The sequence below is a fragment of the Wukongibacter baidiensis genome, from assembly GCF_050888315.1.
Classification (GTDB): Bacteria; Bacillota; Clostridia; order Peptostreptococcales; family Caminicellaceae; genus Wukongibacter; species Wukongibacter baidiensis.
In genome coordinates, this window is the sequence record NZ_CP138202.1 from 5,201,962 (window position 1) to 5,221,003 (window position 19,042).

General features: G+C 33.8%; 18 protein-coding genes. 16 read left to right on the forward strand and 2 right to left on the reverse strand.

Annotated features, from left to right (window positions below; genetic code table 11):
- The first annotated feature begins 56 nt into the window (after positions 1-56).
- The 4 genes from dhaL (at position 57) to R9X47_RS23485 (ending at position 3,307) form a co-directional block, all read left to right on the forward strand.
- On the forward strand, positions 57-680 hold the full coding sequence (dhaL, locus tag R9X47_RS23470) for a dihydroxyacetone kinase subunit DhaL (RefSeq protein WP_432663515.1): 624 nt from the start codon (positions 57-59) through the stop codon (positions 678-680).
- 94 nt (positions 681-774) lie between these two features.
- Positions 775-1,773, forward strand: coding sequence for a dihydroxyacetone kinase subunit DhaK (locus R9X47_RS23475; protein ID WP_432663516.1), 999 nt, complete (start codon positions 775-777; stop codon positions 1,771-1,773).
- A gap of 11 nt (positions 1,774-1,784) precedes the next feature.
- Positions 1,785-2,660, forward strand: coding sequence for a 3-hydroxy-5-phosphonooxypentane-2,4-dione thiolase (lsrF, locus tag R9X47_RS23480; protein ID WP_432663517.1), 876 nt, complete (start codon positions 1,785-1,787; stop codon positions 2,658-2,660).
- A gap of 329 nt (positions 2,661-2,989) precedes the next feature.
- The gene (locus R9X47_RS23485; RefSeq protein WP_432663518.1) at positions 2,990-3,307 is read left to right on the forward strand and encodes a VOC family protein; all 318 of its coding nucleotides are present in this window, start codon (positions 2,990-2,992) and stop codon (positions 3,305-3,307) included.
- Positions 3,308-3,398: 91 nt separating this feature from the next.
- Here R9X47_RS23485 and R9X47_RS23490 read toward each other — a convergent pair whose 3' ends face one another.
- Positions 3,399-4,346 (reverse strand): stalk domain-containing protein, encoded by a 948-nt coding sequence (locus R9X47_RS23490; protein WP_432663519.1) that lies wholly within the window; start codon positions 4,344-4,346, stop codon positions 3,399-3,401.
- A 260-nt stretch (positions 4,347-4,606) separates the two neighbouring features.
- Here R9X47_RS23490 and R9X47_RS23495 point away from each other — a divergent pair, with 260 nt between their 5' ends.
- The 3 genes from R9X47_RS23495 (at position 4,607) to R9X47_RS23505 (ending at position 10,072) form a co-directional block, all read left to right on the forward strand.
- Positions 4,607-7,690, forward strand: coding sequence for an ATP-binding protein (locus R9X47_RS23495; protein ID WP_432663520.1), 3,084 nt, complete (start codon positions 4,607-4,609; stop codon positions 7,688-7,690).
- A 214-nt stretch (positions 7,691-7,904) separates the two neighbouring features.
- Positions 7,905-9,050: a PucR family transcriptional regulator gene (locus R9X47_RS23500; protein ID WP_432663521.1), complete on the forward strand. Its 1,146-nt coding sequence runs from the start codon at positions 7,905-7,907 to the stop codon at positions 9,048-9,050.
- Positions 9,051-9,172: 122 nt separating this feature from the next.
- A complete protein-coding gene (locus R9X47_RS23505; protein WP_432663522.1) occupies positions 9,173-10,072 on the forward strand; it encodes a DMT family transporter in 900 nt (299 codons plus the stop codon).
- Positions 10,073-10,244: 172 nt separating this feature from the next.
- On the opposite strand, the gene R9X47_RS23510 is transcribed toward R9X47_RS23505, so the two are convergent.
- Positions 10,245-10,934, reverse strand: coding sequence for a Crp/Fnr family transcriptional regulator (locus R9X47_RS23510; RefSeq protein ID WP_432663523.1), 690 nt, complete (start codon positions 10,932-10,934; stop codon positions 10,245-10,247).
- Positions 10,935-11,032: 98 nt separating this feature from the next.
- On the opposite strand from R9X47_RS23510, the gene R9X47_RS23515 reads away from it, so the two are divergent.
- The 9 genes from R9X47_RS23515 (at position 11,033) to R9X47_RS23555 (ending at position 18,796) form a co-directional block, all read left to right on the forward strand.
- Positions 11,033-11,359 (forward strand): cupin domain-containing protein, encoded by a 327-nt coding sequence (locus R9X47_RS23515; RefSeq protein WP_432663524.1) that lies wholly within the window; start codon positions 11,033-11,035, stop codon positions 11,357-11,359.
- A gap of 2 nt (positions 11,360-11,361) precedes the next feature.
- Complete coding sequence (locus tag R9X47_RS23520) at positions 11,362-11,844, forward strand: permease (RefSeq protein ID WP_432663525.1); 483 nt, start codon at positions 11,362-11,364, stop codon at positions 11,842-11,844.
- Positions 11,841-12,566: a permease gene (locus tag R9X47_RS23525; protein ID WP_432663526.1), complete on the forward strand. Its 726-nt coding sequence runs from the start codon at positions 11,841-11,843 to the stop codon at positions 12,564-12,566. Before R9X47_RS23520 ends, R9X47_RS23525 begins: the two co-directional genes overlap by 4 nt.
- A 144-nt stretch (positions 12,567-12,710) precedes the next feature.
- Positions 12,711-13,574, forward strand: a complete 864-nt coding sequence (locus tag R9X47_RS23530; protein WP_432663527.1) for a MurR/RpiR family transcriptional regulator — start codon at positions 12,711-12,713, stop codon at positions 13,572-13,574.
- Between the two features lie 128 nt (positions 13,575-13,702).
- Positions 13,703-15,280, forward strand: coding sequence for an N-acyl-D-amino-acid deacylase family protein (locus R9X47_RS23535; RefSeq protein WP_432663528.1), 1,578 nt, complete (start codon positions 13,703-13,705; stop codon positions 15,278-15,280).
- Positions 15,281-15,302: 22 nt separating this feature from the next.
- On the forward strand, positions 15,303-16,016 hold the full coding sequence (locus R9X47_RS23540) for a DUF5058 family protein (protein ID WP_432663529.1): 714 nt from the start codon (positions 15,303-15,305) through the stop codon (positions 16,014-16,016).
- Positions 16,017-16,027: 11 nt separating this feature from the next.
- Positions 16,028-16,708 carry a hypothetical protein gene (locus R9X47_RS23545; protein WP_432663530.1) on the forward strand — a complete coding sequence of 227 codons (681 nt, stop codon included), beginning with the start codon at positions 16,028-16,030 and terminating at the stop codon, positions 16,706-16,708.
- 37 nt (positions 16,709-16,745) lie between these two features.
- The gene (locus tag R9X47_RS23550) at positions 16,746-17,813 is read left to right on the forward strand and encodes a P1 family peptidase (RefSeq protein ID WP_432663531.1); all 1,068 of its coding nucleotides are present in this window, start codon (positions 16,746-16,748) and stop codon (positions 17,811-17,813) included.
- Positions 17,814-17,944: 131 nt separating this feature from the next.
- The gene (locus R9X47_RS23555) at positions 17,945-18,796 is read left to right on the forward strand and encodes a MurR/RpiR family transcriptional regulator (protein ID WP_432663532.1); all 852 of its coding nucleotides are present in this window, start codon (positions 17,945-17,947) and stop codon (positions 18,794-18,796) included.
- Positions 18,797-19,042: the final 246 nt, after the last annotated feature.

Below are 19,042 nucleotides of genomic sequence, written 5' to 3' on the forward strand. Positions count from 1 at the left end.
AATGATATTACATATGTTAAAATATAATTACACATGGACGGAAAGGGGGCTGACAAATGTTAACGCTATCGGTCTTGAAAAATATGTTACTGACTGCGGCGGGTTTACTTAAGGAAAATTCTAAAATGCTATCTAAGTTAGACTCTATAATAGGGGATGGAGATCATGGAGTTACCATAAAAAAAATAGCCAATGTAATTGAAGAGACGGTTGAAAATTCAAGGGGCGATGTTACTATCAAAGGGCTTCTTGAAGAGATTGGGTGGAGCTTTATAGAAATAAATGGAGGTTCAGCCGGACCACTGTGGGGAACTATGTTTACTGGTTTAGCTGATGGCATCGGTAATAAAGTAGAAATTGATGAGAAAGAAATTAAAGAAATGTTTATCTCATCTCAGAGTGCAATGGAAGAGATATCAAGCGCAAGATTAGGGGATAAGACGATGATGGATGCATTTATTCCTGCTGTGGAAGCATTGAAAAACTCAAACTGTGAAATAGGAGAAATGTTTGAAAAAGTTGCAGAAGCAGCTGAGGAAGGAGCAGCTAATACCTCAAAGTTAATTGCAAAATATGGTAGAGCTAAAAATATTAAAGAAAAAAGCATAGGACATAGGGACCCTGGAGCAGTATCTTTAGCTCTTTTATTCAAGGGGTTTTCACAGGGAGTAAATAAATAGAATTAAACCAGGATTATTCATGAAAAGTTTGAAAGAGTGCAAGGAATTTTGAAATTTTCATGAATAATCGGGGTTAAAAAAGGGGGATTTTTATATGAAGATGAAAAAATTTATCAACAATCCTGAGAATTTGACACAAGAGCTTTTAGAAGGGCTTGCTCTATCTAACTCTGATATTATTGAGCTAACAGATAGTAAGCTAGTTGTGAATAAAAAACTGGAGGATGCAGATCGTGTTACAATTGTTACCCTTGGAGGAACAGGGCATGAACCAGCCTTGAGCGGTTTCGTCGGAGAGGGAATGGTCGATATATCCGTCCCGGGAGATATATTTGCAGCTCCAGGCCCAAAAGGCTGTATTGAAGCTATTAAAAAGGCAGACAAGGGCAAGGGAGTATTATTTGTAGTGCTAAATCATGCAGGTGATATGCTGACGGGTAAGCTAACAATGAAGGCCATAGAAAAAGAAGGATTAAATGTGAAAAAGGTTGTTACCCAAGAGGATATATCAAACGCTCCTAGGGAAAAGGGAGAAGATAGAAGGGGATTAGTTGGGTGCGTACCACTTTATAAAATTACAGGAGCTGCTGCAGCGGAAGGTAAATCTTTAGAGGCGGTAGCAGCAATTGCACAGAAATTTGCCGATAATTCAGCCACTTTAGCAGTAGCAGCGCGGGGGGCAACACATCCTGCTACAGGTAGCATGATATCTACATTAGGAGAAGAAGAAATTGAAATTGGAATGGGACAACACGGTGAAGGCGGCGGCGGACGCATGAAAATGAAGACTGCTGATGAAGTAGCTGTAATAATGATGGATGCTTTATTGAAGGACTTGAATGTTAAAACCGGTGAAAAATTAATGGTTATTATAAATGGAACCGGAGCTACTACCCTTATGGAGCAGCTAATTGTATATAGAAAATGTCACAAATATCTTGAAGACAAGGGAATAGAGATTGTGGCAAGTGTGGTTGATGAGCTACTTACAGTGCAAGAGATGGCAGGATTTCAAATGTTTATAGCTAGAATGGATGATGAACTGCTAAGATACTGGAATGCACCTTGTAAAACACCATACTTTACAAAATAGGGGGAAACATAATGGCGGATAAGGACGGAAACATTTTAGCGAAGGACTACGGGATAGGCATACCCGTTGAGAAACAGCACTTTCATGTAAAGGGCATGGATCATATAGGTTGGGGGATGAAAAATAGACTGTCAAAAATATTTAATCCTAAGACAGGAAAAACCTTAATGCTTGCATTTGATCACGGATATATGATGGGCTCTACCGCTGGTCTCGAAAGATTAGATTTGGCAATACCGCCATTAATTGAATATGCAGATGTTCTAATGGCAACGAGGGGAGGTCTCAGATCTTCTATTATGCCAGATCATGATAAGGCAATAGCACTGAGATGTTCGGCGGGAAGCTCAGTAATAAAAGATGATATAAGCCATGAGGTAATAGGAGTAAATGTGGAAGATGCCATTAGAATGAATGCTAGTTGTATGGCTATTCAGGTTTTTATTGGAGCATCGGGAGAATGTAAGACTATTAATAATCTCGTAAATACCATTGATGCAGGAAATAAATATGGCATGCCAGTCTTAGGGGTTGTGGCTGTCGGTAAGGAAATGGAGAGAACAACAAGATATTTCCTTTTAGCTACTAGAATTATTGCAGAGCTTGGGGCCCATATAATAAAAACCTATTATTGCGACGATTTTGAAAAGGTGACAGCCTCATGTCCCGTTCCAATAGTTATTGCTGGAGGAAAGAAAGTTCCAGAGCAGAAAGCCTTAGAAATTACATATAGAGCTATGCAAGAGGGTGCCGCTGGTGTAGATATGGGTAGAAATGTTTTTCAAGCAGAAAATCCAAAGGCAATGTTAAAGGCTATTAGAAGTATTGTTCATGATGGATATAATGAAAAAGAAGCCTTTGAATTATATAAAGCTCTAAAGGGATAGGGAGATTTATGCTTCTACGCTTGTAAAGTTTAACATACTCAAGTAGTCACTGAGAATCCTTCTGGCTCATCATATCAACCTATTTTTCTTTATAATTTTAGAGGAAAAAAAGGTTAAAATCAAAGTCTTTTATCAAGATTTAAAAGGATGACTTTGATGAAACACATAACGGAAATTATATATTTATCTAGAGTTTGAAAGGTTTATAATTTCCTATGTGTTATAAAAATCGCTCAAAAGGAAACCTCAGAGACTACTTTCGTTCCTTAAGTTTTACCTGCGTAGAACTATAAGCTTAATTAAGACAATTAAAAAGGGGGAGCCTAAAAATGGCTGAATTTATGCATGTGGGAGTACCTACAAGTAATGAACAAGCAAATGAAAACTATGTAGATAGTTTAAAGGTATATGTTACTAATCCTGATGAACATGAGCTTAAATTTGAATATCTTCGTTTTGAGAAGGATACTCCATTACCTGAAATTATGCAGAAAAATCCTCATGTGGCATACAAAGTAGATAGTATAGAAAGAACCGCCAAAGATGCGAAGGTAATAGTGGAGCCCTTTGATGTAAATGAAAATACAAGGATTGCATTCATTGTGAAGGACGGCGTTGTATTTGAATTGATGGAGGTTCGGGAATAGATTTAAATATTAAAAAGGGCTGAGCTCATAATGGAATCTTATGAGCCCAGCCCCAGGGTGTTTCAGAAATTCGTCATTCTGAGACACCCTACTACTTGTAAAAATCGTGTAGACCAATACGTTTATAAAAGGTCTTATTTTTTATAATCCAATTGTTAGTTGATATTCTCGGATTTAAAAAATATAAGCAATCGGAAATATTGTTATTGCCAGATAGAGCAAGGGTAGCAGCCCTTATACTTTCTGAAGATGGCGAATTAAAAACAGTTCCATTTGCTGCAGGTGTGTATTGATAGCCATGTTTTGTATCAAAGACAACATCCTTTATAGTGTCCGGAAAATCGGGACTATTTTTTCTGTTTATTATTACATTAGCAACTGCAAGTTTCCCCTCAAAGGATTCACCGTCTGCTTCAGCATGAACGATTCTAGATAGCCAATATAAATCCTCTGCACTAGAATTGTCAGTATCTATTAAGACCATGTAATTTTCATAGTCCCACTTAACGATACAGTCAAATATTTCTGAAACAAAGCGAACCGGAACAAAGGTTCTTCCTTCGTGTACGCTTATTGGAGCGTCTAACTCAACTTCTTTTCCATTAACCTTAGCGATATTCGAACCTAGAGTAAGTTCAATAGTTTTTGAATCATTCACTAAAGTAGCCCTTCTACTTTCATCATCCCATAGTATCTCATCGACGTTAAGAGCCTCAGCTATAAAACGAATGGGAACAAAGGTACGAGCGTTCTCTATGTAAGGCTCTTCATCAAGATCAAGAATTTCATCGTCAATCATAACTTTAATAGTTTTATTAGATGATACTTTCCTTATTTTAACTAAGCTTCCAGCTTCAATTGTGTCATCGGTATCTTGATTTATGCTTTTGAGTTCATCGAGGCTAACATCATATTTATCAGATATTTTCCAGTAGGAATCTCCTGGTTGAGCTGTATACATTACATAAGAGTTTGCATATGAAGAAGTGTTAGATAGAAACAGTGAAATGAAGAGAGTTATAAGTATTGCTTTTTTCACAGTATTTCCCCCTTTAATAAATACTGTATCATTTACTATTTATATTATCAATGTAAAATACTTGGTTGATACACCTTGATATAGTTATATATGAAAAATATGTATAACTATATCAATTTTTCTAGGAAAAAGGTTGAAAAAAATTACATCTATTTTTATACTTTTAAACTTTCTAGAAATAATCCATGGATAAGTAAGGAATTTAAAAATATATGTCGAATATTATACTAAAATACATAGATTGATAAAGGAAGATAAAGATGAAAGTAAATATTTTTAAGAAATACATAAAAGTTCTGGTACTTTTATTAGGTATAATTGCATTAGTTTTTTATACAATAGCAACACAGCCCAAAAGATCCCCAGCAGCTGAAAAAGGGGTCTTAGACTTAACTGACTGGGATTTAGAAAGAGATGGACCAATAAAGCTCGATGGCGAGTGGGAGTTTTATTGGAAGCAATTATTAACCTATAATGATTTTCATAGAGAGGAAAATGATCTTAAACCTAGTGGTTATTTAAAAACCCCTAGTGTATGGAATAAGTATGAGATTGATGGTAAAAAGCTTCCTGGAGAGGGCTATGCTACCTATAGATTAAAGATTAAGTCGAATGATACAGAGGTTATAAAAGGATTAAAAATACTGACATTATCTACTGCATATAAGCTTATGGTTGATAAAGAAACAATCGGTAGTAATGGAATTGTAGGGAAGAGTAAAGAGACAACTATACCACAGTATAAACCTCAGATCACCTCATTTAAAAATGATTCTAAAGAATTTGAAATTATAATTCAAGTATCAAACTATGTCTATTCAAGGGGTGGGTTTTGGCGATCAATTTATTTAGGCACTGAACAAGATGTGGTTGCCTTAAAAGAGAATTTTGCAAGAAGAGAGAGTTTTCTTTTAGGTGTCGTAATAATCATGATATTATATCACATTGTTATTTATTGGCTTCACAGAAAAGATAAATCAGTATTATACTTTGTGTTAATGTTGATTTTTCTAGCCGTTAGAATACTATTTACAGGAGAGTATTCTATAAATACTCTATTTTTAACTGAAAGAACAGGAATAGGATGGATAACACCAGTTGAATATATAGCTATGTACTGGGGAGCAACTACATTATTGCTCTTTATGCATAAACTTTATCCTAAGGAATCTTCAAAGAAAATAGTAAAGGGCTTCGTATGTATAATAGTTCTTTTTACCTTATTTACAATAGCTTCTCCTATTCGAGTCTATACAAGATTTTTATTATTCTACGAAGTTGTAATTGGTATAATGTTCTGCTATATTTTATTTATTATTTTTGTTGCTAAGAGCAGAAAAAAAGAAGGCGCCACTCTACAATTCTATGGCATGATTATTTTTTCAGCTACCTATGTCAATGATGCCTTATATTTTTGGAATATTATCTATAGTAAGCCCGGAGGAAATACAGGATTTACTTCTTTAATCATTGTATTTATCCAAGCATGCGTCTTAGCAGCAAGATATTCAAATGCCTTTAATGAGGTTGAAAAATTATCCCATAAAATGATTTCGCTAAATAAACTTAAGGACGAATTCCTTGCAAATACTTCCCATGAGCTAAGAACACCATTACATGGGATTATAAGTATTACGGAGTCGGTTCTACATGAGAAAGACGGTGAGTTAAATCAAAACCAAAAGGAAAACTTATCTCTGGTTGTTTCTAGCGGTAAAAGATTAGCAAATCTTGTGAATGATATACTGGATTATTCAAAGCTAAAGCATGGAGATATAAACATATATAAGAGAAATGTAAATATAAGACAAGTTGTGCAAATTATATTGGACTCATATAAATATATTGCAGTAAATAAGTCAATAACGATCAAGAACAATATACCTAAGAACATACCTTTAGTTTTCGCAGACGAAGAAAGGGTAACTCAAATAGCCTATAACCTTATAGGAAATGCAGTTAAATTCACAGAAGAAGGTACAATAGTTATTACTGCTATAGAAAATAGAGGGATGATAGAGGTAAGTGTAGAGGATACGGGTGTTGGAATATCAGAGGATAGTCTGGAAAATATTTTTATGTCCTTTGAGCAGGACTATGTATCACAAAACGAAGGTTTTGGAGGTACTGGATTAGGTCTAAGTATAACAAAACATTTAGTAGAAATACATAAAGGTAAAATATGGGTAGAATCAGAACTTGGAAAGGGATCTATATTCACATTTAGCTTGCCAATAGCTTCTGGTCAGAAAGAGGGCGCAGATACTAAAAATATGGCAAAATATAATAATACTTATCAAGGACCTCTTAGTACTCCAAAGGTATTAAATGTGAATGGGGAATACACTATTTTAGTTGTAGATGATGACTATACAAATCTACAATCCCTTATAAATATTTTATCCGTAGAAAAATACAATATTATTGCTGTTTCTGATGGCACTAAAGTCCTAGATATAATTTCAGAAAATAAAAAAATAGACCTCATTATACTAGATATTATGATGCCTAAAATTTCGGGACTTGAAGTTTGTCAGAGTATTAGGAAAGAGAAATCTCTTTATGAACTACCTATTATAATGTTAACTGCCCAAAGTAATCCCCAGTCCATTATGACAGGGCTTGAGGCAGGGGCAAATGATTTTCTATCTAAGCCCTTTGATATTAGTGAGTTAAAGGCCCGTGTTAAAACCTTATTACAACTTAAGAAATCTGTACAATATGCAATAAATGCAGAAATGGCTTTTTTACAAGCACAAATCAAACCCCATTTTCTGTATAATGCACTAAATACAATTATTTCATTCTGCATAAACGATGGCGATAAGGCAGCACAGCTGCTTATAGAATTAAGTAACTATCTGAGGGGTAGCTTTGACTTTGCCAATGTTGATAGGTTTGTCACTATAGAAAGAGAAGTTGATTATATTAAATCCTATTTGATAATTGAGAAGGCCCGATTTGAAGAAAAACTACAGTACCAGTTTGATATTGATGAAGGTATCAATATAATGGTTCCACCATTGATTTTACAACCTTTAGTAGAAAATGCGGTGAAACATGGGATATTAACCAAGGATACATATGGAACAGTGAAGATTTCCATCAAATCAGAAGGGAAATATATAATAATAAAAGTAATTGATGATGGCGTAGGTATTTCTGATGAGAAGCTGACAGAAATAACAAAATATAACGAAAATAAAAGGGTCGGAATTAAAAATATAAACAAGAGAATGAAACATATATATGGATATGGAATTGATATAGAAAGTGAAGTTGGAATTGGAACAACTGTGAGTATCAAAATCCCTAGTAATAAATTTGAAGGGGTTGTATCATAAAAGAATTCCATGAGCTGAGCCAAAGGGAGAGTCAGAGTGAATTTAAAAGAGTCAATTTGAGAAGGTTTATCTCAATTGACTCTTTTATGTTTTTATAATTTAAATAGGTTATAATATTACTTAGAATAATAATTTCTAGGATTAAAAAGTCCTATGCTTGGCACAAGGATTTCAATCAGATAAATATATGAGATAGCATTTTGGAGGGGAAAAAATGTCTATAACAATAAAAGAAGCTCTTGAGATGGAATGTTTTAAGGATTTCAAAGTGATAGCTGGAGAAAAAGGGTTATCAAACAGAGTAAGAAAAGTTGGGATTCTAGATTATGAAATAAAGGAATTAATAGAGAAGAATTTTGTAGAAGGTGAATTTACCCTTACTACACTATTAAATATAAAGAATAATATCGAGGAATTGTATGAAATTGTTGAGGCCTTGATTTCTGTAGGTGTAAGCGGTTTAGCTATAAAGGATATCTATTTTGATAACATACCCGATGAAGTTATTAAACTTGCTAATAGAAATTCATTTCCAATATTTATGTTTAGTGCTGCGTATTTTGAAGATATAATTACCAATGTTGTTGAAGCAATAAAGGGAAAGAATGAGAATGAAGTATTAGTATTAAAAATTGATAATATCCTGTATAGTGACTTAAATAATATGATGATAAAAAAAATAGCATATGAAATCAATAGAGACTTTAGGGATAGAAATATAATTGTATTTTGTAAAAGAAATAGCAATAAAAATACAATATCTCCTATGATAGATTATGATAATATCCTTGATCAATTTAATAAAGTTATTCCATACAAAGAAGGACATCTGATAATAAATACCTTTGAAGATATAGACAATAATGAAGTAAATGAAGTCATTTTAAGAAGGCTAGAAATTTTAGGATTTAGTACAAAAGAGTATAGCATTGGTATCAGCAGTTTACACAATAGGTTAGATGAACTAAACTACTCTATCAAAGAGAGCCTTTATGCATTTCAGCATGGGATTACATATAATAGAGAGGTGTCATTTTTCAATAATATTGGAACTAGTAAAATATTATTACCGTTAATTGATAATCCTTGGGTTCAAAGATATTATGATGAGATGGTAACCCCACTTTTAATTTACGATAAAAGAAATGATACGGAACTATTAAAGACTGCAATTATATATATTGAAAACAATGGCGATATAAAAGCTACAGCCAAGGATTTGTTTCAGCATAGTAATACAATTAGATATAGAATAGATAGGATAGGTAAGATTTTAAATAATAGCTTTGAAAGCAAACACTTCTATGAAGAGCTTGCTATTGCCATAAGAGTACATAATTTGATGAATAGAGTCTTGTAAAATATCCAATCAGGTCTTCCCACAAATTTCAGATTTTCCAAAACAAAGATGATGACGAATAATGTATCATATTATCTAAGAGTAAGTCATCGTCATGAAAATCGACTTAAGGAGGGCTAAACATGTCAAAGCAATTAAAGGCCGATATAGCATTATTTCTTGTTACTATAGGATGGGGAGCATCCTTTATACTAACAAAAAATTCTTTGGCTGAATTACCTACATTTAATTTTTTAGCTATTAGGTTTTTTATAGCATTTCTCGTTTCTTCTGCAATTTTTATTAAGGACATGATTAAAATCGATAAGAAAACCTTTAAGTATGGGATAATTCTTGGAATAATTTTATATGCCATGTTTGGATTTCAAACAATGGGACTACGATATACAACGGCATCGAAATCAGCATTTATTACGGGCTTTAATGTAGTATTAGTACCAATTTTTTCTACACTTATGATTAGGAAAATGCCAAATAGAAAAACAGTTTTAAGTGTTATTTTAGCTTTTACAGGTGTAGCAATGTTATCACTGAAAGGAAGTATATCAGAAGTAAATATTGGAGATGTGTATACACTTATTTCTGCAATTATATTTGCAGCATATATAATACTTGTTGGAAAATACACATTAGATTCCCAGTCAGTTCCATTAGCAGTTGTGCAAATAGGAATTGTTGGATTCTTAAGCTTACTAACATCCTTCACAGCAGAAAATCCTACAATACCGACAAGTGGTCAAGTCTGGATTAATATAATAATATTAAGCGTAGTTTGTACCTCAGGAGCCTATATAGTTCAAAGTGTTGCTCAAAAATATACCAGCCCAACTCATACGGCACTAATATATACTGCAGAGCCAGTCTTTGCAGCTATGTTTGGATATATTATTTACAGAGAAGTATTAAGCCCAAAGGCCACTATAGGAGCAATACTTATATTAGCTGGAATGCTGATAACAGAGGTGGATTTTAAATTGTTACTTAATAAAAAAAAGATTGAAGAGGTTGAAGCCAGTAGTTAATAACTACTGGCTCATCTTGTTAACAAAGTTAACAAGATGATAGACTGTTAAGAAATTTGAAGTTCGAGGCGTGTTGAATCGAAGAGACCGTAGCGTATAAAGATATACGTAAGGGTTCTTCGGTTCAGCAACAACGAAGAAATTCGGGTTTGTTAACAGTCTCAGCCAGTAGTTAATAGCTGTTGGCTCTATTCTTTATGATATTCAAATTCTTTATAGTTATGGAATACTTATCATAATCAACAAGTCCATCCTTTTTCATTTTATTTAATTCCCTAGATAAAGATGTTCTCTGAACGCCCAGTCTTTCAGCTAATTCCTTTTTTGTCATATTCAGATTTATTTTAGTAGAGTTATGGGAATAGTATTCATAGCTTAAGAAATCTATTATAGATTGTCTTAATGACTTTAGAGAAATAGATTTTATTTTACTCGTTAGAATAAATGTCTTATCAGAAATGGACTTTATAAACTCTACTAAGAAATTTTTGTTGCGTTGACAAAGATCTAAAATAAAATCCTTTTGAATGTGCAAAATAGTAATATCTGATTTAGCAATTATAGTCATTGGATAAAGGTTGTTGTTTGTAAATAATAAATTTCCACCAATAACATCACCGATATTAAACTCTGTGATAGTAAGGACGTTTCCATTTTCATCGATCCTTTGAATTAAAACTACACCCTTTAAAACAATATCCAACGTTAGGCATCTTTCACTCTCAAAATGAACGATACTATTTTTTTTATATTGACTGATTTTATGATTGCTATCATTAAATAGACCTAGGAGATCTTCCCTGGAAAAACACTCAAATAAATTATGTAATCGCAAAATTTCAATATATTTTTTTATATCCATAAAAATCTCCTTTTTTGAAAATTAGTTACCATGGTAACTGCAAAAGTATATAGAAAATTATAATATAGTGTTAACAAGATTAAAAGGAGGAATTCAAAATGATAGAAAAAATTTATAAATATCAAAAAATAAATGAGAAAATTATTGAAAAAATTGTTGATGATGAAAATGTTGCACTAAACCATATGGTACTTACAAAGGATACGGGACTACCAGAGCATTACTCAAACTCTCATGTGTATATGATAATAGTTGCTGGGACAATGACTTTGAAATTAGGTGATCAAGTACCTCAAAAATATCAAGTGGGAGATATTATAAATATTCCATATAATATTAAGATGAATGTGAATAATTTTGATGATGAAGTTTTAGAATTTTTTGTAGTAAAGGCTCCAAATCCTAGACATTTCAAGGGTGAGTAAAAATGGATGTTTTTACTCTAGCCCTCTGGATTGTAACAGGTGTAGCTTTTATAGTATCTATTAGAAAAGATAAAAAGAAGACACTAAACTCAATGAAAATGGCTAGGGGTATGATGAAGAAAATGATAGGCCAAATAGTTGGAATACTATTTCTTATAGGTCTAATCCTAACATTTATTCCACCGGAAGTTATCAAGAATGCCTTAGGAAAATCCAATCTCTTTGTATCCACAGTAACGGCAGCTATTGTAGGAAGTATAACCTTAATACCTGCATTTGTGGCATTTCCACTGGTAGGCTCCTTTGTAAATGTAGGCGCAAGTATAGTTCCAGCTGTTGCTTTTTTAACTACCCTTACTATGGTAGGCTTTGTAACATTTCCATTGGAAAAACAGGAATTTGGCTTAAAATTTACATTAGTTAGAAATGGATTAAGCTTTGTATTTGCTGTTGTTATTGCACTTGTTATGGGGGTGATTATATGACTATGATAAAGGCCCTTAAAAAAAACAAGTTAGCAGTAGGTGTGTTTTTGACATATATATTTCTATTTATTGCTATGCCTGATAAAGGAACACAATCGGTAAAAAATAGTATGTACTATGTTAGAGAGATGCTTGAAATAATCCCTGTGGTTTTTCTGTTAACCTCTTTAATTGAAGCTTGGGTGCCAAAGGAGGTAATTATCAATAGCTTTGGCGAAAAATCAGGCGTAAGGGGAAGTATACTGTCTTTAGCTCTTGGCAGTCTCTCTGCAGGGCCAATCTATGCGGCATTTCCTGTGTGTAAGATGCTTCTAAAAAAAGGGGCAAGTATTTGGAATATTGTGATCATATTAAGCGCATGGGCAGTGGTTAAGGTTCCTATGCTGGTCAATGAAGCAAAATTTTTAGGCGTAAAATTTATGATAGTAAGATGGATATTAACCATAATATCTATATTAGTTATGGCATATATAGTATCTCTAATAGTTAGAAGAGAAAATATACCCTTTGAGCCGGAAGCGGAGAAAAGGGATATGAATAGTATTAATATCAAAGAACAATATTGTATTGGTTGTGGACTATGTACAAAACTATATCCTGATCTATTCGTGATGAATGATGGAAAGGCAAATCTAATTCAGGGAAAAATTGCAGAAAACTCCGATTTAGATATATTAGAAATAGTGGAAAAATGTCCTGTAAAAGCTATACAATTATCTTAAACAGCCTTTAATAAAGGGCTGTTTTTCTTTAGCTCAAATATTAGATAAGTACCAAAATCTTGAAAAGATATACTATTCTGTGTATTATAATTAGTAATACTCTATATAAAGAATATTTTCTTTATGATAAAAAGGAAGATGGTTATGAAAGAACAATTAAACTTTTTTCAAAGATTTGAAAAAAGCAATAAAGAGTTAACTAAAAAACAATATATGGTGGCTGAGTATATTCTAAAAAATTATAAAACAGCTGTGTTTTTATCTAGTATTGAATTAGGAAAAAAAGCTAATACAAGTGAAGCTACAGTAATTAGGCTTGCAAATGCCCTCGGATACTCAGGATATTTGGAGATGGTAAAGGATATTCAGGACTACATACGAAGAGAAATAACGACACTTGAAAAGGTAGAGAAAATTGAAAACATATATAAGGATAAAACCGTTCTAGATGAGATTATTGATACTAATCTGCTGATGGTAAAATCTATAAGAAAGTATATTAGTAACGATGATATATTAAAAATTGTCACTGACATCTCAGAGTATGAAAAGATTATGGTCGTTGGATTCGAAAGCTCATCGGGGGTAGCGGAATACATTGGCTACAATTTATCTAGAATAGTTTCTAATGTAGAAGTGATAAATCATAGTTCTAGAGACTTGTTCAATATAGCAAGTAAGTTTGATAATAAGACCTTTGGGATAATAATATCATTTCCGAGATATTCAAAGAATACGGTGAATTTAGCTAAACTACTAAAAAGGCAGGGAGCGAGAACGTTTGCTATAACCGATAGCATATTATCGCCTGTTAAAGAATATAGTGACTATTCAATAATAGTACCACTACATGATAGCAATAAGTTTTATCCCGATGTAACTATAGGTGTGATGACTATTTTCCAAGCGGTATTGTTGCAATATATTACAGACAACTATAAAGCAGCTCAAAACAGACTTAAAGGTTTAGAAGAATTTAATGAAGTATATGAATCTTTTAAAAAATAGTAAGAAGATAGGCTTTTGGATAAGTCTATCTTTTTATTGAATTTATCAACAAATAACTCTTGAATGTAATATATAATACGTTGTAAAATAATTATGTAATATATATTACGCAATCAAGGAGAGAGAATATGTTTGATGTAATCATTAAGAACGGTACTATAATGGATGGGAGTGGTGGCGCATCATATAAAGCTGATGTTGGAATTATTAAAGATACAATAGTGAAGATTGGGGATCTTAAGGAATATAATTCAGTTAAAGAGATTGATGCAGAGGGGTTAATGGTTTCACCGGGATTTATAGATATTCACAGTCATTCGGACTTAGGCCTATTGATGGCGCCATTTGAAAGTAACAAGCTTATGCAAGGGGTAACTACTGAGGTCGGTGGACATTGCGGATATTCACTTTATCCAATACTTAAGGATAAAAGACCAATTTTGCAAGAGGTAGTGGAGTCGTCAAATTTAAATATTGATATTGATTGGTGTACTGCCGAGGATTTTCTTAATAAGCTAGAAGAAGATGGAATAGGGGCCAATTTTGTTCCGATTGTTGGACATGGTGTACTTCGAATGAATGTAATGGGATTTGAAGCAAGAAAGGCAACTACAGAGGAAATTGATAGGATGAATGAGTTATTAGATAAGGCAATGGAAGAGGGAGCCTTTGGATTAAGTACGGGACTAGGATACCCTCCAGGATGCTTTGCTGACACTAATGAATTAATCGAATTATCAAAGACTATATCTAAATATAAAGGAGTATATGCTACCCATCTAAGGAATCAGGGAGACGAATTAATAGAATCGGTTAATGAAGCCATCGGAATTGGGAAGTTAGCTGGAGTTTCAGTAGATATTTCTCACTTAAAGGCTAGTAAAAAACGTAATTGGGGTAAAGTTAATGAGGCACTTAAGCTCATTGAAGATGCTCGAAGAGATGGAGAGAAGATAATTTGTGACTTCTATCCCTATGATGCTGCCGAGGGGCCTTTGAGTGCATTGTTTCCCAACTGGCTCCACGAAGGAGGCGTGCCTAAATTAATTGAGCGGTTATCTTCGGAGGAGATTAGGGAAAAGGTAAAGGGGGAGATGAATTCCGATGATGACTATTGGAGTAGAATAATAGTTTCGGATATAATGTCAGAAAAAAATAAGAAGCTTCAAGGAAAATCAATAAAAGAAATAGCCGAAATTAGGAGTGAGGATGCCTTCGAAATTGCGGTTAAGCTGCTTATAGAAGAGGGAGGAGCAGTTAGTACGGTTTGTAAGATTATGTCAGAAGAGGATGTTATACAGGTAGCTAAATATCCATATGCAGCGGTGGGGTCCGATGCTCTTGCACTGCCAGATAACATTAAAGATTTTAAGGGCCATCCAAGGAATTTTGGAACTTTTCCAAGATTTCTTGGTAGATTTATTAGGGAGAAAGAGGTTATGTCTTTTGAAGAGGGGATCAGAAGAATGACTTCGTTACCGGCAGAGTTTCTTGGTATTGGGAATAGGGGACTAATCGAAGAAGGAAAGTATGCCGATATTGTTATATTCGACAAAGATAAAATCATTGATAAAAATAGTTTTGAGAATCCTTCGTTATACCCAATAGGGATCGAATATGTAATTGTAAATGGACATATTCAGGTTGAAAAAGGTACACTCAACAAAATACGTTGTGGAATGGTAATTAGGAGGAATAGTATATAGGTTGCTACTAGGGGGAAACATTATGAACGGTTATTTGGATATTGCCAACAGCAATTTGTTGTATATTTGGGGAGGATTAATATTAAGCTTTATTTTAATACAGTCGATTTTGTTTATAAGGTTATCTTGGAAGGAAGGAAAGCGGATCGGATTGACTAACAAGCAGATGTTTAAGAGCCTTAGGGCTGGAATGATATCTGCAATAATTCCTTCTATTCCTATAGTAATTACCCTCGTAGCTATGTCGCCTGTCCTTGGGATTCCATTCCCCTGGATAAGACTTTCGATAATTGGATCGGGACCATATGAGCTATTAGCTGCTGGAATAGGGGCAATGACTATGGGAGTAAGTGGTCTGGGTGGAGATGGATATACAAAGGCGGTCTTTGCCAACTCTGTATGGGTAATGACTATTGGAGCTATGTGGTCGGGTTTAATTGTCTTCTTTTTCCTAAAAAAGATCAAATCTAGCTATGGAAAAATTGAGAAGCGTGACCCGAGATGGATGTCGGTAATTACAAACGCTGCTTTTTTCGGAGTAATATGTGTTTTTATAGCTGAGCCAATAACAACTGGAGGACTGGCACTAATAACACTACTGGCGGGGGCAATAATTATGATGATTTGTGCAGTATTGATAACTAGATTTAAAATGATATGGCTTAGGGAATTTGCCTTAGCTATTAGTATGATAGGAGCAATGGCTTGCTCTGTGATTTTTTCTAGAATTATTTAGGGGGAATAGAAATGAGAACGGAGGATTCGAAAATTTTTTCACCTGAAGAGCTATATGAAAAGAAGGTTCATACAATAGGTAGAGTAACTATTTTGACTGGGATGGTCTTATCACTATTTGTTCCAGTATTGTTGTGGATATATTACGGTGTTTTTCCACCGATAGGTAATTTACTAAAGGGAATTCTTACTGTTTCATCATTTATGATTCCACTTTCAATTGCAGAAATACTTTCGTTCTATCCAATATTGGGCTCAAGTGGTATATATATGGCCTATACCACTGGAAATATTGCAAACTTAAAGCTGCCAAGTGCTGCCATAGGAATGGAAGTAGCTGATGTAAAGCCCTCAACAAAGGAAGGTGAGGTAATATCAAGCATAGCTATGGCTGGATCAGTGATAATGTGTGAGCTTATTTTGGTATTAGGTGTGGTATTATTAGGGCCAATTTCAGCTAAACTAAATAACCCTATGTTAAAGCCAGCCTTTCAACATATTCTTCCGGCTTTATTTGGCTCAATTGGAGCATATTATATTCTAAAGGATTGGAAGCTTGCAGTTGTTCCAATGATAATAGGGATACTGTTTTCTGCCTTCAATATACCTACATCGGTAGCAGTACCTGTTTGTGTTTTATGTTCAATATATGCAGCAAAATTTCTATACAAAAGAGGAAAACTTTCGTTATAATAATAGGATATAGGACGTAAAATAGGGGGACGGAATCGTGAAGGGGCAAAAGCGAATAAGGGACTATGGAATAACTATTGGTGAAATGGAGACAGGGAAGAAAAATGCCATTACAGATGTTGAAGGTGTTAAGGTTGGACAGGTTACACTAAATAATGATTGTATAAAAACAGGAGTCACAGCAATACTCCCCCATGGAGGAAATCTTTTTAAGGAGAAGGTTATTGCTGCCAGTCACGTTATAAATGGTTTTGGGAAAACCGCAGGAACTATACAAATAGAGGAATTGGGGAATATTGAAACACCATTAGTTCTGACAAATACCCTCAGTGTTGGTGCTGCCCATGAAGCTTTGGTGGAGTACATGCTAAGGGATAATGAAGATATAGGCGTCACAACAGGGACCGTTAATCCAATAATTTGTGAATGCAACGATGGGTATCTGAATGATATTAGGGGAATGCATGTAAAAAGTGAACATGTCTTTAAGGCCATTGAAGATGCTGAGGAAGAATTTGATGAGGGTTCAGTAGGGGCTGGCACGGGAATGTCATGTTATGGACTGAAGGGCGGAATAGGAAGTGCGTCGAGACTAGTTAGGGTTGGAGATGAAGTTTTTACACTTGGGATATTAGTGATGTCTAACTTTGGGGTGAAAAGGGATCTTATTATAGATGGTATTAAAGCGGGAAAAGTAATTACTGAAGTAGGGGAAAGCAATGTGCTTGAAGAGGACAAGGGATCGATAATAATAGTTCTAGCAACGGATATTCCTATGACCCATAGGCAGTTAAAGAGGGTTTGTAAAAGAACCGGAGCAGGGCTTAGCAAAACGGGATCATTCTTTGGAAATGGCAGTGGTGATATTGTTGTTGGGTTTACAACGGCTAATAAAATAAAGCATTATGAAGAGGATGCAGTAGTAAATATAAAAATATTTAACGAAAATAAAATTAATTATGTATTCAGAGCTGCTGCAGAAGCAACGGAGGAAGCTATATTAAACTCCCTTATATGTGCTGAGACTATTAAGGGAAGGGATGGACATACGAGAAAATCATTGAAGGAATATATTGATTTAGTCCTAAATCACGCTAAGAAGTAATTTTTGTAAGAAGTTGTTGCATAAAACACATCCATAGGATTTTATTTCCAAAAGAGTATTGTATAACAATTCAGATATTTGATATAATCTTGATATTAAAGAAAAATATCTGTTTTTAGAGGGAGATAACTATGGAATCAGGGAAAAATGCATTGACAATCATAAAGAATCTATATCCATCCATGCATAAAATTGAGAAGAAAATTGCAAAGTTTATTTTAGATAATCCTAATGATGTAATGAATATAACCGTTGCTAAAATGGCAAGTGAATTAGATATTGCGCAGTCTAGTATAATACGTTTTTGCAAAATAATTGGATTTAGTGGGTTTTCAAAATTAAAGTTGAATTTAGCTCAAAATCTGATTAAGCATGAGAATTTAATCTATAAAGATATAAAACTAGAGGATAATATTAATACTATAACTACGAAGGTTTTTTCAAGCAGTATTCAGACACTAAGGGAGAGTTTGCAATTCATAGATATAAAACAATTGGAACTAGCAGTAAATGCTATTTTATCGGCTAAGCGGGTGGAGTTCTATGGTGTTGGAACTTCGTCAACATTGGCCCAGGACGTATATTATCGTCTAATGCGTATCGGCATTCCTGCCTACGCAATTGTTGATCCACATGTGTTTAGGATATCGGCTTCTATGTTAAATGAAGACAGTGTTGCAATGGGAATCTCTTATACAGGAAACTCAAGGGATACAGTTGAAGCTTTGAAGATTGCAAAGAGTAAAGGAGCAAAGACAATTTGTCTAACTTCGTTTTTTAAAAGTCATATAACTGAGCATTCTGATATTGAATTAGTTGTTCCGACCCAGGAAACTAAGTTGATACAGGAAGCAATATCTTCACGTATTGCTCAAATCGCTGTACTTGACAGTATATATACATGTATTGCAGTAAAGAGATTTGACACAACAGTTGAGCATATAGAAAGCATGAATGAGATTTTAAGTAGTCTAAGATTATAATCAGATGAATTTATATGAGAGAAAACGACCCTTTTTTCAGGATGAAAATAGGGTCGTTTTTATATTTGTTTCAAAAAAGGATTTGATAAGAAATTCCCATCTATATCCAAATGGCTATATGAAGCGGTTTGGAGGGGGCTAGTAAAAATGTTAATGAATTTTATTCATTTTATTAAAAAATATATTGAACTTTATTCATTGATTTGCTATAATCAAATTAGAAAATAAAATAAATTAAATAATTTC

Excerpts from the sequence above, each read along its gene's own strand:
- R9X47_RS23475 (WP_432663516.1), top strand. The coding sequence starts at position 775 with ATGAAGATGAAAAAATTTATCAACAATCCTGAGAATTTGACACAAGAG.
- R9X47_RS23510 (WP_432663523.1), bottom strand. The coding sequence starts at position 10,934 with ATGGATATAAAAAAATATATTGAAATTTTGCGATTACATAATTTATTT.
- R9X47_RS23500 (WP_432663521.1), top strand. The coding sequence starts at position 7,905 with ATGTCTATAACAATAAAAGAAGCTCTTGAGATGGAATGTTTTAAGGAT.
- dhaL (WP_432663515.1), top strand. The coding sequence starts at position 57 with ATGTTAACGCTATCGGTCTTGAAAAATATGTTACTGACTGCGGCGGGT.
- R9X47_RS23535 (WP_432663528.1), top strand. The coding sequence starts at position 13,703 with ATGTTTGATGTAATCATTAAGAACGGTACTATAATGGATGGGAGTGGT.
- R9X47_RS23505 (WP_432663522.1), top strand. The coding sequence starts at position 9,173 with ATGTCAAAGCAATTAAAGGCCGATATAGCATTATTTCTTGTTACTATA.
- R9X47_RS23525 (WP_432663526.1), top strand. The coding sequence starts at position 11,841 with ATGACTATGATAAAGGCCCTTAAAAAAAACAAGTTAGCAGTAGGTGTG.
- R9X47_RS23545 (WP_432663530.1), top strand. The coding sequence starts at position 16,028 with ATGAGAACGGAGGATTCGAAAATTTTTTCACCTGAAGAGCTATATGAA.
- R9X47_RS23515 (WP_432663524.1), top strand. The coding sequence starts at position 11,033 with ATGATAGAAAAAATTTATAAATATCAAAAAATAAATGAGAAAATTATT.
- R9X47_RS23555 (WP_432663532.1), top strand. The coding sequence starts at position 17,945 with ATGGAATCAGGGAAAAATGCATTGACAATCATAAAGAATCTATATCCA.
- lsrF (WP_432663517.1), top strand. The coding sequence starts at position 1,785 with ATGGCGGATAAGGACGGAAACATTTTAGCGAAGGACTACGGGATAGGC.
- R9X47_RS23520 (WP_432663525.1), top strand. The coding sequence starts at position 11,362 with ATGGATGTTTTTACTCTAGCCCTCTGGATTGTAACAGGTGTAGCTTTT.
- R9X47_RS23540 (WP_432663529.1), top strand. The coding sequence starts at position 15,303 with ATGAACGGTTATTTGGATATTGCCAACAGCAATTTGTTGTATATTTGG.
- R9X47_RS23530 (WP_432663527.1), top strand. The coding sequence starts at position 12,711 with ATGAAAGAACAATTAAACTTTTTTCAAAGATTTGAAAAAAGCAATAAA.
- R9X47_RS23495 (WP_432663520.1), top strand. The coding sequence starts at position 4,607 with ATGAAAGTAAATATTTTTAAGAAATACATAAAAGTTCTGGTACTTTTA.
- R9X47_RS23485 (WP_432663518.1), top strand. The coding sequence starts at position 2,990 with ATGGCTGAATTTATGCATGTGGGAGTACCTACAAGTAATGAACAAGCA.